The sequence below is a fragment of the uncultured Methylobacterium sp. genome (assembly GCF_964244095.1).
Lineage (GTDB): Bacteria > Pseudomonadota > Alphaproteobacteria > Rhizobiales > Beijerinckiaceae > Methylobacterium.
In genome coordinates this window covers 1-14,946 of the sequence record NZ_CAXTHR010000108.1, presented here as the reverse complement: position 1 = coordinate 14,946, position 14,946 = coordinate 1, and the positions used below count along the sequence as shown (strand labels likewise).

General features: G+C 67.7%; 12 protein-coding genes and 1 pseudogene. 12 read left to right on the top strand and 1 reads right to left on the bottom strand.

All coding sequences use genetic code 11. From position 1 onward, the window contains the following. Positions 1-184: 184 nt before the first annotated feature. From ACFE86_RS16070 to ACFE86_RS16025, 10 genes and pseudogenes are all read left to right on the top strand, one after another. On the top strand, positions 185-307 hold the full coding sequence (locus ACFE86_RS16070) for a hypothetical protein (protein WP_375456332.1): 123 nt from the start codon (positions 185-187) through the stop codon (positions 305-307). Positions 308-1,027: 720 nt separating this feature from the next. After that, entirely contained in the window at positions 1,028-1,228 is a 201-nt protein-coding gene (locus ACFE86_RS16065; protein ID WP_375456331.1) for a type II toxin-antitoxin system ParD family antitoxin, read from the top strand. Positions 1,229-1,232: 4 nt separating this feature from the next. Further along, positions 1,233-4,040 carry a PAS domain-containing protein gene (locus tag ACFE86_RS16060; RefSeq protein ID WP_375456330.1) on the top strand — a complete coding sequence of 936 codons (2,808 nt, stop codon included), beginning with the start codon at positions 1,233-1,235 and terminating at the stop codon, positions 4,038-4,040. Between the two features lie 566 nt (positions 4,041-4,606). Continuing rightward, a complete protein-coding gene (locus tag ACFE86_RS16055; RefSeq protein WP_375456333.1) occupies positions 4,607-5,512 on the top strand; it encodes a helix-turn-helix domain-containing protein in 906 nt (301 codons plus the stop codon). Positions 5,513-5,672: 160 nt separating this feature from the next. Further along, positions 5,673-5,982 (top strand): annotated as a pseudogene (locus ACFE86_RS16050) (flagellar protein); the annotation flags it as partial. A gap of 266 nt (positions 5,983-6,248) precedes the next feature. Beyond that, the gene (locus ACFE86_RS16045) at positions 6,249-6,779 is read left to right on the top strand and encodes a hypothetical protein (RefSeq protein WP_375456329.1); all 531 of its coding nucleotides are present in this window, start codon (positions 6,249-6,251) and stop codon (positions 6,777-6,779) included. 458 nt (positions 6,780-7,237) lie between these two features. Continuing rightward, positions 7,238-8,707, top strand: coding sequence for an SLC13 family permease (locus ACFE86_RS16040; RefSeq protein WP_375456328.1), 1,470 nt, complete (start codon positions 7,238-7,240; stop codon positions 8,705-8,707). A gap of 43 nt (positions 8,708-8,750) precedes the next feature. Beyond that, a complete protein-coding gene (locus ACFE86_RS16035) occupies positions 8,751-10,028 on the top strand; it encodes a CaiB/BaiF CoA transferase family protein (protein WP_375456327.1) in 1,278 nt (425 codons plus the stop codon). 35 nt (positions 10,029-10,063) lie between these two features. Continuing rightward, entirely contained in the window at positions 10,064-10,921 is an 858-nt protein-coding gene (locus ACFE86_RS16030; protein ID WP_375456326.1) for a citryl-CoA lyase, read from the top strand. Then, a complete protein-coding gene (locus ACFE86_RS16025; protein ID WP_375456325.1) occupies positions 10,918-11,952 on the top strand; it encodes an amidohydrolase family protein in 1,035 nt (344 codons plus the stop codon). The genes ACFE86_RS16030 and ACFE86_RS16025 overlap by 4 nt, the downstream gene beginning before the upstream one ends. On the opposite strand, the gene ACFE86_RS16020 is transcribed toward ACFE86_RS16025, so the two are convergent. Continuing rightward, positions 11,928-12,893 carry a LysR family transcriptional regulator gene (locus tag ACFE86_RS16020; protein ID WP_375456324.1) on the bottom strand — a complete coding sequence of 322 codons (966 nt, stop codon included), beginning with the start codon at positions 12,891-12,893 and terminating at the stop codon, positions 11,928-11,930. The genes ACFE86_RS16025 and ACFE86_RS16020 overlap by 25 nt on opposite strands. 163 nt (positions 12,894-13,056) lie before the next feature. Here ACFE86_RS16020 and ACFE86_RS16015 point away from each other — a divergent pair, with 163 nt between their 5' ends. Then, on the top strand, positions 13,057-14,364 hold the full coding sequence (locus tag ACFE86_RS16015; protein WP_375456323.1) for an MFS transporter: 1,308 nt from the start codon (positions 13,057-13,059) through the stop codon (positions 14,362-14,364). 421 nt (positions 14,365-14,785) lie between these two features. After that, positions 14,786-14,932: a recombinase family protein gene (locus tag ACFE86_RS16010; protein ID WP_375456322.1), complete on the top strand. Its 147-nt coding sequence runs from the start codon at positions 14,786-14,788 to the stop codon at positions 14,930-14,932. Positions 14,933-14,946: the final 14 nt, after the last annotated feature.

Sequence of the window (14,946 nt, the reverse complement as noted above, 5' to 3'; positions counted from 1 at the left end):
GGGCACCGGATCGTCGGAGATTTTGGACTAGAGCATTTTCCAGCGAGGTGGATACAGGCTCGCGTGAAGAAAATGCGACCAAACAGAGACTTAGAGCGGTTCTCTTTCGCATTGAGTCGGGGGGTTAGCGATCGCAGGCGCGTTCTGATTCGATACGGAAGAGGGCTCGGGGTTCGACGACCTGGTGGAGGCGCTGGCCGAGCTGACGGTGGCGGTGGGCGACGTGACCCACGCCGTCCGGGCGCTGCGCTCGGACGTCTGCGCGCGCTTCCCGCAGGGCGCCGGGCCATCCTCCGGCGAAGCCTGACGCGCCTCGATCCGACGGCGGATCGCCACTTCGCCGCGCTCGAACGGGTCCGCGCGGCGGCCGAGCGGATCGATGCCGAGACCGCCTACGAGCGCGAGCGCGCCTGGGCGTTGTGGGGCCTCACCGATATCTGGGGCCTGCCCCTGACATAGCAGACCGCGAGCGGCCGAGCGGCGCGGCACGGGCCCGATCGTCGGCGACGCCCGGGGCGGGGCCGCTTCCGGCATGTCCCCGATCCGGGACGTGCGCGGTGCCCGGCTTGCGCGAGCGGGCCTGCCGCACCTGCCGCATCGCCTTGTGCGCCTGCGCTTCGTGCAGAGAGGCGAGGGTCTCGAAAAGCCGGCGTTCGGCAGGCTGCCGCCCCTGCGCCGCGCACTCCCGGAGGATCACGGCGTACCGGAGGTGCGCCAGAAGTCGTTCGATCATTCCGCCCCCATCGATGACGGGCGTAGCGTGCGTGTGTGCCCGGATCGTAAATTTCGGCAATGTCAGAATTCGGAATGTGACTGAACCGTCCGGTTTGGGTGGATGGACACCGTCGTTCGGCCCGCGTCAGATAAAACGTGACGCTGGTGATACCGTTTCGAAGCATGTTGGTAGGGCAGAGCCGAGCATATAAGGCGCCGGTTCCGGCTTCTCGGCGTGGGCTTCAGATCTGTGTTCGCTCCCCGGTGGCTCGGAAGGAAACACCCCAAGCGTCGGGTGTGTTAGACGGCGGATATGCCCGCCAAACACTCCCGCCACATAGCCCTCACGGAAACGCTTGCTGCCTGGGTCGACGGCCGGGTGGCCAATGGGGAGTACGCCTCCACCAGCGACCTCGTCCGCACGGCTATCCGGGTGCTACGTTCGAAAGACGAGAGCGAAATCACCGTTCGGATTGCCTCTCCGAAGCCGCCGCAGAGCTCGGGACAGACCTAAGTCCATGACTCCGAAGACATCGGCCTTCGCGGACGGCGGCCACATGGGCGCGTGCATGCGTGCCTACGATTGGTCGGGCACATCGCTTGGGCCGCAGGAGCACTGGCCTCAATCGCTCCTGACCCTCGTGGGGGTGATGCTGAACTCACGCCAGCCGATGTTCATCGCCTGGGGGGCGGAACGCGCCCTGGTCTACAACGACGCCTATGCGCCCATGCTGGGAGAGCGCCACCCCGCGGCCCTCGGCCGCCCATTCTTCGAGACATGGCACGAGGTCCGATGTGAGGTGGGAGGCCTCATGGATCGCGTGTTTGCGGGCGAGCCCGTGCACATGGACGACCTGCAGCTCACTCTTCATCGCAACGGCTACCCTGAGGAGACGCACTTCGCCTTCTCCTATACCCCAGTGCCTGGAGACGATGGCGCGATCATCGGCCTGTTCTGCGCCTGCACCGAGACGACCCGCCAGGTGCTCGCCGAGCGCCAAGCCGCTTCCGAACGCCGGCGTCAGCAGGCCCTGCTCCAGCAGATGCCCGGCTTCGTCGCGGTGCTGCGCGAACCGAGCCACATCTTCGAGTACGTCAACGATGCCTACGTCAGGGTTGCGGGTCGACGCGCCTACGTCGGGCGCAACGTCCGCGAGGTGTTTCCGGAACTGGCCGGTCAAGGGTTCTACGAGCTTCTCGACCAAGTGTACTCGACGGGCGAGCCGTTCACGGCCCGTGTCGTTCCGATCCGGTTCGCGGGCGAGGAGAGCGACCGGTACCTCGACTTCCTCTACCAGCCCATTCGCGGCGCGGACGGGGCCATCACCGGCATCTTCGCCGGTGGCTATGAGGTCTCGGACCAGATCCGTTCGCAGGCCGCCCTGGCCGAGAGCGAGAGCCGTTACCGCACCCTGTTCGAGAGCATCGACGTCGGGTTCTGCATCATCGAGGTGACGTTCGACGATGCGGACCGAGCCATCGATTACCGCGTCCTCGAAGCCAACCCGGCTTTTGAGCGGCAGACCGGTGCCAACGTGGTCGGCCGCTGGGTCAGCGACTTCGCACCCAACCTCGAACGACACTGGTTCGACACCTATGGGCGCGTCGCACTGACGGGCGAACCTGCCCATCTTGAGAACAAGGCCGACGAGTTCGGACGCTGGTTCGACGTGCGTGCCCTGCGCGTCGGTGATCCAGCTGCGCGCCGGGTCGCCGTGCTCTTCAGCGACATCTCAGAGCGCAAGCGCATGGAGGAAGAGCTCCAGGTTCTGAACACGACCCTGGAGCAGCAGGTCTTCGAGCGCACGGCCGAGCGCGACCGGCTCTGGACGTTGTCCGAGGATATGTTGGCCAGGGCCAACTATGAAGGGATGATGTCGGCGGTCAGTCCTGCCTGGACACGGGTCCTGGGCTGGTCCGAGGCCGAGCTCCTGTCGCGACCGTACGGGACCTTCATGCACCCGGACGACATGGAGCCGACGCTGGCTGGCCTCGCCCGGATGGGGGAGACGAGGCAGCCGTCCCGCTTCGAGAACCGCATCGCCGCCAAGGACGGGGGGTGGAAGCCCATCGAGTGGATGGTCGTGCCCGAGGCCGATGGCGCCCATTTCGTCGCCGTCGGTCGTGACCTGACCGTCGTCAAGGCCCGGGAGGCGGAGCTTGCCTCCGCCCAGGATGCCCTGCGCCAGGCGCAGAAGATGGAAGCGGTCGGCCAGCTCACCGGCGGCGTTGCGCATGACTTCAACAATCTGCTGACGGTCATCAAGTCGTCCACCGACTTGCTCATGCGTCCGGGCCTGCCGGAGGAGCGGCGCCAGCGCTACGTCGGAGCGATCTCCGACACCGTCGCCCGCGCCGCCAAGCTCACTGGTCAGTTGCTCGCCTTCGCACGGCGGCAGGCACTCAAGCCGGAGGTCTTCGATGCCGGCCGGAGCGTCGCCACCATCAGTGACATGGTCGGTACGCTGAGCGGATCGCGCGTCAGGATCGTTACGGACATCCCGGCCGAGCCCTGCTTCATCAACGCCGACCCCAGCCAGTTCGACACGGCTTTGGTGAACATGGCCGTCAATGCCAGGGACGCCATGAACGGCGAGGGCACCCTCACCATCACGGTGCACCCGGTCTCGACCATCCCGACGATCCGCAGCCATCCCGCCTTATCGGGGGACTTCGTCGCGGTGTGCATCGAGGACACCGGGGCAGGCATCGCCCCCGAGCAGATCGAACACATCTTCGAGCCGTTCTTCACGACCAAGGGCGTCGGGCAGGGAACTGGCCTTGGTCTGAGCCAGGTCTTCGGCTTCGCGAAGCAATCCGGAGGCGAGATCCGGGTCCAGAGCACACTCGGCCAGGGGACGATGTTCGTCCTGTACCTGCCGAGGGTCGAGGCCGCCGCCCCTGCGCGCGAGGCGGAGCCCGAGCCCCTCGTCGATGGACACGGCACCCGCGTGCTGGTGGTCGAGGACAACGTGGATGTCGGAACGTTCGCGACACAGACCTTGGCCGAACTCGGCTACGTCACCGTCTGGACGTCGAATGCCGAGGATGCGCTGGCCGAGTTGGCCAGGGATGCCGAACGCTTCGACGTGGTCTTCACCGACGTGGTGATGCCGGGCATGAACGGGATCGACCTTGCCCATGAGATCCGCCGTCGGCATCACGACCTGCCTGTACTGCTGGCCTCAGGCTACAGCCACGTCCTGGCGCAGAACGGCACCTATGGCTTCGAGCTTCTTCACAAGCCGTATTCGGTTGAGGAGCTTTCGCGCCAGCTACGCAAGGTCGCCACCTCGCAACGACGCAAGCGCATCATAGGCAGCTAGCTCAACCTCAAAGGGGGCCGCGCGAGCCCCGAGACAGGGCAGGTCGTCCAGCCCTTTGAAGCCGCTCGATCAGCGAACGTCCGCTTGTGGGAACCGCTGAGACCCACAGCTTCGACGTAGTCGGATCGAAAGCGGACCCGTGGCCTTGGAACCAACCGTCGGATTCCGACCACTAGTCGGGCACTGATTCGTTTGATACCGCTCCATGGAACGGAATTCCCAATTCTGTTTAAGCCCCTCAACCCACTGTCATAACCGCCTCGACGCAGGGCCATCGGCCCGCGCGGGAACTCGCGTGCGCCGCTCCCGCCCGCAGGGTGCGTTTCTTCCTTGCGCCCTCGCGAAACAGAATCGGGAAGATCGTTTCGCATCGCCACGACGGCCGCCCGGCCGCTGGCGCCCTTCAGGACAGACCGCGATGGCCCGAACGGCGTCGTTCCCGACCCTCTCGCTCCACACCCGAGGGGGGCTGCGCAAGTACCTCACCACGGCGGAGCGCGTGAGGTTCATGGCGGCCGCGGCCGAGTGGGCGTCGCGGGCGCGCCTGGGTCGCCAGCCACGCGCCGCTGGCGGAGGTACGTCTCGATCCCGCGACGACGGTGCCCCTCGGCGCCTTCCACCGCTACCACCACCTCGGCGAGGCCGTGCTCGTCGCCTTCGACATGCCGGCGCAGACGACCGAACGCACGGCCCGGCTCGTCGCCGCGCAGGGCCTCGACCATGTTGTCCTGCGCACCCACACCTGCGGCCGGGCGCGCGTCACGGCCGGAGAGCGGGTGGGCGAGGCCGGCCCTGGCGACATCCTGGTCCTCGACCTCGCGCACCCCGTCAGGATCGAGACGGGGCCGGCGGCGGGCGTCGACATCGTCCTGCCACGCCGGATCGTGACGGCCGGAGAGGACGGCATCCCGGTCCGGCACGGGCGGATCCTGGCGGCGGATGGGCATCCCCTGACCCGGCTGGTGGGCGACCATCTTCGCAACCTCGCCGCCTGCCTCGCGATGGCGATCCCGGCCATCCCACTCGTGCCGGCGACGGTTTCCCTGTGTCGCGCCCTTCTCGCGGCCACACCCGGACGCGACGGGTATACGCCTCCGACCGATGGCCCCGGCTTGGCGGTGCGGCGCTTCATCGAGAACAACCTCGCGACCGTCGACATCCCGATGCTGGCGAGCCGGTTCGGGCTTTCGGACAGGTCCCTCTACCGCTTGTTCCCCCAGGAAGGGGTGTCCAGCTTCATCCGTGACCGCCGGCTCGCCCACGCCTCGCGGCATCTTACCCGGACGACGGGCGGGCGGCCGCCGAAGCTCGCCCGGCTCGCCCACGCGTGCGGCTTCGCCGACCCCCGCGTGTTCAGCCGCGCCTTCCACCGGAAGTACGGCCTCTGGCCCGCGGACGTCCGCGGAAGCCATCTCCAGCCTGACCGAGGTGCGAGGAAAACCCCGCCCCTGGCATGGCTTCGCGAGCTGTAGATCCGGGAGGGCGACGCCCCTGGCGGGAAACGTCCCCGGGATGGCGAGGAACGTACCCGGATACGCCTGAGCGGACGGAAAGCGTCACCCACCACACAACGGCTCCGCCCGCAGAATTCGCAGGTCATCGCGATCCCCGCGACCGCCGAAAGACCCGCCCATGTCCTCCGCCATCACGCTGTCAGCCGCGACGCGCCAGAACCTGCTCTCGCTGCAGGACACCGCGTCCCTGCTCTCCGCCACCCAGACCCGCCTCTCCACCGGCAAGAAGGTCAACTCCGCCCTCGACAGCCCGGTGAACTTCTTCACCGCCCAGAGCCTCTCGTCGCGCTCGTCCGACCTGAGCGGCCTGCTTGACGGCATCTCGAACGGCATCCAGACCATCCAGGCCGCCAACCAGGGCATCACCAACGTCCAGAAGCTCGTCGACTCGGCCAAGAGCACGGCGCAGCAGGCGCTCGCCGTCCAGAACACCGCCATCGGATCGACGGCGACCGGCGCCGTCGTGGCGGCCGCCAACGGAAAGTCGCTCCTGGGCGGCGGCACGGGCGCGGCCGCCGACGGCACGCACGACTACAGCGGCGCCGCGGCGGCCTCGGTCTTCTCGGTCGAGGACGCCTCACCACCGCCCTCGCCGCGGGCCTCCGCCTCGCGCTCGGGGCATGCTCCGACGAACCGTCCGAATCGGCGATGCGCGAAACCCTGACCGGTCATGCATGCCACGGGACCCGATAGGATGCCGGACGTCGGCCCGATCGATCTTCCCGGACGCGTCCTGCTGCCGGACGGCACCGAACGGGATTGCCGGGTCCGCTGCGACGAGGCCGACCGCCTCGAGATCGTGCTCGATGCCGCACCTTCTCCCGGCACGCGCGTCCTCTGCCATGTCTCCGGCCTGGGCGCGATCGAGGGCGTCATCACCGTCGAGGCCTCGGTGAGCCGACGCCTCGACGTCAGAGCCACGCCGAGGCACGCGGCGCGGCTCGCCGCCCGCATGGCTTGGCATCGCCGAATGGCCGCCGGACACGAGGACCAGCGCGGCCACATGCGCATCGTGCCGCGGCGGACCGAGACCAGTCCCGAACCAGCCCATCCGCGTCGGTGCTGGGGTCCCGCTGTTCGGTCACTCCGGCGGCGGCGTCGAGATCGAGTTCGGGACCCAGACAGCGAACCGTGGACCGATAGCCAATCCGGTCTTCCTCGATCCCTTGTAGCTCGGCCGCACACGGCGCGTCGCTGGTCCAGTCGTCCCATCGTGTCCGATTGACGATCGGCGAACGGACATTTCCGCTCACGACTCAACCCGGTCGCAAAGGCTCGTGCAACAGCGGCCTGAAAGCGGACCTCAAGATCCATTGCCGTGGATGGCGGCGACTGGTCGGCAGCGGTAGTTTTGCTACCGGAACGATGGCACGCACCCGCGGACCACTCGCTCTCGGCAGCTTGGTAAGAGGAACCCAGAACGTCCTCGACCAGCGTGGATGCTCCGTATTCAGAGCGGCTTGGGCTGCTTTGGGATCATTCCTCCCGTTTATCGATCCCTGAAAATTAGCGATTGGACCCTCTTCGGCCGTCCTGACACAAGCACTGGCATCCTAACGTCAGTCGCACGCAGCCTCGCTTTTCCCCTGCGCCGACCGACCGCCGACAAGACCGCAACAGGTCCGCGGGGATCGGACCGCTCCCTCAACGGGGGTGGCCTGCAGCGGAAGCAGGGAGGTTTCGATGGGCGTCGATGCGCAAAGCGCGCCGCCGGCGACAGTCGGCGCAACACCGGCGCAGGATGATCACGCCTCCCTCAAACTCGCGGGGGTGGCCGTCGCCGGGTTGGTGGCCGCGGCGATCTGGCTGGCACCCACCCCGACGGGTCTCACGCTTCTCGGCCACAAGGCGCTCGCCCTGTTCGGCTGCATCTTCGTCCTCTACCTCACGGAGGCCGTGCCCCTCGCGGTCGCGAGCCTGATCGTCGTACCGGCCGCATCGTTGTCGGGGATCACCACGGTCAAGGGCGCACTCGAAGGCTTCTCGGCGCCCTCCGCCTACCTCATCGTCGGCGCCTTCGTGCTGGCCACCGCGATGGTCAAGACACGCCTGGCCGAACGTATCACCTACCTCATCCTCCTTCGCATCGGCTCGGCACCGACCCGGATCACGCTCGGCGTGACGCTCGTCAACATCGCGCTCGCCTTCCTCGTCCCGTCCTCCACCGCCCGCACCGCGATCTTGCTGCCGGAATGCCTGAGCATTCTGGCGCTCTACAGGACGGCGGGACGCTCCCCGTTCGCGGTGAACCTCCTCCTGACCCTGACGATGACCAACGCCACCATCGGCGCCGGCATCCTCACCGCCACGGTGCCCAATCCGGTGACGGTCGAGTTCGTCGCCAAGGCGAGTGGCCACACCATCACCTACGCCGAGTGGCTGCTCTACGGCTTCCCGCCCGCGCTGGTGATGACCTTCGCCGCCTGGGCCATGATCCAGCGCGTTTTCCCGCCCGAGGTCGTCGACAGGACCGTCGAGATCGACAGGACGATCCGCACGAATCTGACGAAGCTCGGCCGCATGTCGTCGGTGGAATGGCGCACCCTCCTCGTCTTCGGTGTGATCACCGGCCTCTGGGCGACGCAGGGGCTGACGGGGCTCGACACCACAGTCGTCTGCCTCGCCGGAGTCGTCCCGCTCTTCCTGCCCAAATTTGGCGTGATGACCTGGGCCGACGCCAACAAGGGCGTGTCCTGGCAGGTGCTCCTCGTGGCCGGGGGCGGCATCTCGCTCGGCGACATCCTGCTCAAGACCGGCGCCGCCGGCTGGCTCGCCAACGCCATCTTCCATGGCCTTGGGCTCGCCGGCGCCTCGGCCCTCGTGGTCATCGTCGTGGTGATGCTGATCGTGCAGTACCTGCACATCATCTTCGTCGGCACGACCGCGATGGCGACCGCCCTTCTGCCCATCGTGCTGGCGATGGCGGACACGGCCAATATCAGCCCCGTCGCCCTGGCGCTGCCCGCGGGCATGATCATCGGCGGTTACCCGCTGCTGATGTTCTACAACACCCTGCCCAGCATCATCGTCTACGGCACCGGCCGCCTGTCCGTCGGGGACTTCCCGAAGGTCGGCATCGCGATCTGCGCCCTGGCCTGCCTCGTCTACGCCTTCTGCGCCGCGACCTACTGGCGGTGGCTTGGCCTCTACTGAATTCCGTTCTGACTGAACTGTGAACTCGGGAAGGAAATTTACGATGACGCTCCCCCTGCAGGGCATTCGCGTACTTGATCTCTCAAACGTGCTCGCCGGCCCCTTCTGCGGCTACCACCTTGCTCGGATGGGCGCCGAGGTGATCAAGATCGAGAACCCCAAGGGCGGTGACCTCGCCCGTCGGCTCGGCGCCGATCCGAAGATGGCCGAGCGCCTGTTGGGCCTGTCCTTCGTGGCCGTGAACGCCGGCAAGCAATCGGTCGCCATCGACTTCAAGGCCGCGGACGGCAAGGAGATCTTCCTGCGCCTCGTCGAGCAGGCGGACGTCGTCTTGGAGAATTTCCGGCCGAAGGTGATGGAGCGGCTCGGCCTCGGCTACGACGTGCTCGCGCAGCGCAACCCGCGCCTCGTCTACTGCGCCATCTCGGGCTTCGGACAGAACGGCCCCTGGGTCGGACGCCCGGCCTACGACCAGATCGTCCAGGGCCTGTCCGGCGCCATGAGCGTGACGGGCGACGCCGCCACGGCACCCCTGCGGACCGGCTTCCCGATCTCCGACACGATCGCCGGCATCACGGCGGCCTTTGCCATCTCCTCGGCGCTGGTCGAGCAGCGCACCACAGGCCGCGGCCGGCGGATCGACGTCTCGCTGCTGGAGGCGACGCTCGCCGCCATGGGCTGGGTCGTGTCCAATCACCTGAACGGCAACGTCGAGCCCCAGCCGATGGGCAACGAAAACTTCACCGCGGCGCCCTCGGGCACGTTCAGGACCGGCGGCGGCCCCCTGAACATCGCCGCCAACGAGCAGAAGCAGTACGAGACCCTGTGCGACCTCGTCGGCCGGCCGGACCTCAAATCCGATCCGCGCTTCACCGACCGTCAATCCCGTAAGGTCAACCGCGCGGCGCTCTCGGACGAACTGAACGACGCCCTCCAGGCGCGCACCGCCAAGGAGTGGGAGGAGCTGTTTAACGCGAACGGCGTCCCCGCCGGCAGCGTCCTCACCGTGCCGGAGATCCTGGCGGAGGAGCAGGTCACCGGCCGCCAGTTCGTCGAGACCCTCGACGCCACCGTGACCGGGGACCAGCCGATGCGCGTCACCCGGCCGGGCTTCCTCCTCGACGAGGACTATCCGGTCCCGACGCCTCCGCCGCAGCTCGGCCAGGACACCGACCGGTGGCTGGCGGAGCTCGGGTACGGGGCCGAGCGGATTGCCACCTTCAAGGCGCACGGCACGGTTGCCGCGGCCAACCGCCCGTCGGTGCCACCTTCGGCCAAGCTGCCGGAGCTGAAGGCCCGCGCCGAGAGCTCCAGCAGCTGATCCATCGTCCGGATTCGAACCAAGGACTGCGATCCATGAGCGACAAGGACCCGGCGGCGATCCTCGACACCGCCAAGGCATGGTGGTCGACCGCGATCATCGACATGAAACCCGGCAGCATCCGCTTCGCGGGCTTTCCCGTCGAGCAGTTGATCGGCTCGGTCAGCTTCCCGCAGATGATCTGGCTGATGCTCCGCGGCAGCATGCCGACGGCGGCGGAGGGCGCGCTCATGGAGGCGGCGCTGGTCTCGGCGGTTGACCACGGGCCTCAGGCACCGTCGATAGCCATCGGCCGGATGTCGGTGACCTGCGGCCTACCCCTCAACGGTGCGATGGCCTCGGCCATCAACGTCCTCGACGACGTCCACGGGGGCGCGGGCGAACAGTGCATGGAACTCTACGCCGACATCGCCCGGCGGATGGACGAGGGCCAGGCTCTCGACGCCGCGGTCGAGGCCGGGCTCGACGCCTTCATCGCCGCACATGGCAAGATCATCCCGGGGTTCGGCCATCGCTTCCACCCGGTCGATCCCCGTGCGCCCCGCCTGCTCGCCCTCGTCGACGAGGCGCGGAAGCAGGGTGTGGTGAACGGACGCTTCGCGGATATCGGCCGCGGCGTCGAGGCGTCCCTCGGACGCCGCAAGGGCCGTGGCATCCCGATGAACATCGACGGCGCGACGGCCGTGATCTACGCCGAACTCGGCTTCGCGCCGCCGCTCGGCCGCGGCCTGTTCATCCTGTCCCGGTCGGTCGGCATCCTGGCGCATGCCTGGGAGCAGACGCAGCAGGGCGGCCGCATCAAGGGGCCGATGCCGCGCGGCATCCCCTACACCTATACCGGGCCGGCCCCGCGCGACTTCCCGGGTTCGACCTCCGGGGAGGCGACACCTTGAGCGGCCCCAACTATCTGCCCCTCCGGCCGGACTGGCTTGCCGCGGGGCGCGAGGAGCCCCTGCGTGCCGAACTGCCGATCATCGATGCCCACCATCACCTATGGGACCGTCCGGGCTGGCGCTACCTGTTCGAGGAGTACCTCGCCGACATCCGGGAGAGCGGCCACGCGGTTCACGCCACGGTCTACATGCAGGCCCAGGCGATGTACCGCGCCGACGGCCCGGCAGCGTTCCGGGTCATCGGAGAGACGGAGTTCGCCAACGGCGTCGCCGCGATGGCAGCGAGCGGGCTCTACGGCCCGACCCGGGTCTGCGCCGGCATCATCGGCCACGTGGACCTCCGGGCCGGCGCGGCTGTCGCGGACGTGCTTGAGGACCATATCCGCGCCGGTGGCGACCGCTTCCGGGGCGTTCGCCACCTCACCACCTGGGACGCCGACGCGAGCCTGATGAACCCCCTGAGCGCCGGGCCGCCCGGCCTCCTGGCGGATGGGGCGTTCCGCGCAGGCTTCGCCTGCCTCGCGCCCCGCGACCTGAGCTACGATGCGTGGCTGTTCCACCCGCAGATCGACGAGCTGACCGATCTCGCCCGCGCCTTCCCGGCCACGACGATCGTCCTCAACCATTGCGGCGGCGTGCTCGGCGTCGGCGCCTACGCCGGCCGGCGGGACGAGGTCTTCGACCACTGGGCCAGGGCGATCCGCGGGCTCGCGGAATGCCCCAACGTCGTCGTGAAGCTCGGCGGCCTCGGCATGCGGATCAACGGGTTCGGCTTCGAGACCGGCGCGGCGCCGCCGTCTTCCAAGGACCTCGCTCGGACGTGGCGGCCCTACATCGAGACCTGCATCGACGCCTTCGGACCGGCCCGCTGCATGTTCGAGAGCAACTTCCCGGTCGACAAGGGCTCGTACGGCTACGGGACCGTCTGGAATGCGTTCAAGCGCCTGACGATGCACGCCGGCGAGGAAGAGGTCGCCGCCCTGTTCTCCGGGACCGCCGCGCGGATCTACGCCGTCGCCATCAATTCCTGAGGGGCGTTCTCAGGCACTGTACCGGCGGGTTCCGGACCACCCTCGGCCAGCAGGGCGGTCCCCTGCTCGCGCAGCAACGTGACCACCCGGGAGGCGGCCGGCGAGAGGTAGCTGTCCCGCCGATGGATGCAGCCGAGCGGGCGCCGCAGGGTCGTCGCGTCGATGTCGAGCCGCTCGACCCAATTGCCCAGGCGCTCCGGCAGCAGGTTGCGGGTCGAGGTGAAGCTCAGGAGCTCGGTCTCGCCGATCAGCCGGGGAAGCATGGTGATCGAGTTGGTCTCGATCTGGACGTGGGGCCCGGCCACGCCGTGGGCCTGGAACACCGTGTCGAGCCACTGGCGCATCGCGACCGTACGGGCGGGCAGCACCCAGTTCCAGGCGCTCAGTTCCTCGATCCGAAGGGTGCGGCCGCAGAGCGGGTGTCCCCTGGCCGCCACGACAACGACCTCGTCGGCGCCGAGGGCCTCTTGGCTGAACTCGGCGGCGTCGCTCGGCAGGACGGGCCCGATCAAGAGGTCGAGGCGGCTCTCGCGAAGCGCCATGCGCAGCACGCCGCTCATGCCGATCTGGAGGTCCACCGTGACGCCCGGCGCTGCGGCGATGAGCTGGCGGCAGATATGCGGGAGCAGGTACTCGGCCATGGTGGCGCCGGTGCCGATCCGGACGTGCCCGGCGGTACCGGCCGCGAACTCGCCGACCTCGCGGATCGCCTCGTCCATCGCCGTCCGCATCAGCCGCGCCCGGCTCAGGAGCACGTCGCCGACCTGCGTCAGCACGAGGCCGCGGCCGGAGCGGGCGAACAGCTCCGCCCCGACCGAGGCCTCCAGGCGCTGGATGCATTTCGTCAGCGCCGGCTGCGTGCGTCCGAGCCGATCCGCCGCGCGCCCGAGATGTCCGGTGTCGGCGATGACTTCGAAGAACGCGAGGTCCCTGAGGTCCATCAATTCCTCCCGGTTATCTTTTGCTGAACATTAGCGATTGGACCGGACGAAGACCTCCTGACAGAGATCGGACACGCCCGGCGCATGCTCAGCCGGCATTCGGGCGGACGGTAATGCATCCGGGCGCCAAGTCCGAGAGCAAGGCTTACAAAGGGAGGATCAGATGAGCGTCGCTGTCGCGACGGCCCCCGGCGTCGAGCCGGATGCCCACGCACGCCTGTTGGAGAGCGCGGTCGCCAAGAATACGCGGCGCCTCGTCCCGATCCTCGGCCTCGCCTACCTGTTCAACTACCTCGACCGGACCAGCGTCGGCTTCGCCGCCCTGCAGATGAACCAGGCCATCGGCCTCACCGCCGCACAGTTCGGCTGGGGCGCCGGCATCCTGTTCTTCAGCTACTGCCTGCTGGAAGTCCCCAGCAACGTCCTGATGTATCGCTTCGGTGCGCGGCGCTGGCTCGCGCGCATCATGATCACCTGGGGCCTCGCCGCGGCGGCCACCGCCTTCGCGGTTGGTCCCATGAGCTTCTACGTCATCCGATTCATGCTCGGCGTGTTCGAGGCCGGCTTCTTTCCCGGGGTGATCTGGTACATCTCGATCTGGTTCCCGGCCCGCTACCGCACCCGCGTGCTGGCGCTGTTCATGGCCTCCACCCCGCTCTCGTCGCTGCTCGGAAGCCCGATCTCGGCCTCGCTCCTGAGCATGGACGGCTTCCTCGGCCTGGGCGGCTGGCAGTGGATGTTCCTGATCGAGGGCCTGCCCGCATGCCTCCTTGGCTTCGCCTGCCTGTGGAAGCTCGCCGACACGCCGAAGGACGCGACCTGGCTCGACGACGACGAGCGCGCCGCCCTCATGAACGAGTTGGCCAACGAAAAGCACGAGAAGCCGAAGAAGGACCTCTGGGCGGCGATGAAGGACGTACGCGTGGTCCTGCTCACCACCATCACGTTCGCCTTCACGATCGGCTCCTACGGCATCGGCATCTGGCTGCCGCAGATCCTGAAAGGCCATGGCCTGTCGAACATCGCGGTTGGCTGGGTCGCCGCGATCCCGTACCTGTTCGCCACGGTGGGCATGGTGGTTTGGGCGCAGTACGTCGACCGGACCGGTAAGAAGATCTACAACCTGGTCGCGGCGCTGATCCTCGGCACCATCGGCCTCGCCGCCTCGACCCTGTTCGACGCGATGATCCCTGCGCTGATCTGCCTGACGCTGGCGCTGATCGGCACGATCTCGGCGCGGACGGTCTTCTACACGATCCCGCAAAGCTTCCTCACGGGAGCAGCCGCGGCTGGCGGTCTGGCCTTCATCAACGCCGTAGGCGCCTTCGGTGGCTTCGTGGGCCCCTATCTCGTGGGATATCTCAAGGATGCGACGGGGTCCTACAATGCCGGGATGCTCGGGATGGCGGCGATCCTCCTCGTATCCGTGTTCATCGCCGGCTCGCTCAAGCTCGTCATCAGAAATGCCTAAGACGCATTGCCGAAAAAGCGTCTGATGACACCTGAAGGGTAAGCCGGACGACTGGCCCTTTCCGCATATATCCTAGGTATCTCGCCATCGGAGGAAGAGCGCGCCTTCGAAATACCGATCTCAAGCGACAACGAAAACGAGAATTCGTGAGGTCTGCTACGGGATCGGGGCAAGGACGGCTGAATGGCCGTATGGGGCGCGAAGTAGCCAGTTGGCGTTGCTAAGCGAATGTCCGCTTCCTTCGCCTTGCTTCCCGAAAGCGGATCGGCAAGAAACCACCCAACCCGGTCATTCCCGGTGTGTCCGGTAGACGGTCGTCCAACGGACACCCGGGACCCTCCCGCCCGAGGGAGGCCGTCGTCTCACAAGACTCGTACGCTGATCCTTTCAATGGCAGGGGGCTAAACGTACACTTCCTGCCATGACGACGATCCTGATCGGCTACGCCCGCTACTCGACCGACCGGCAGGACCTCGCGGCCCAACGAGCCGCACTCGAAGGCCTAGGTTGTGTGGACAGTTACCGCATCCATAGGACGATGGCGGCGAGAGTGACGACGGCGGCGTAGTTGCGCTCGGTCTT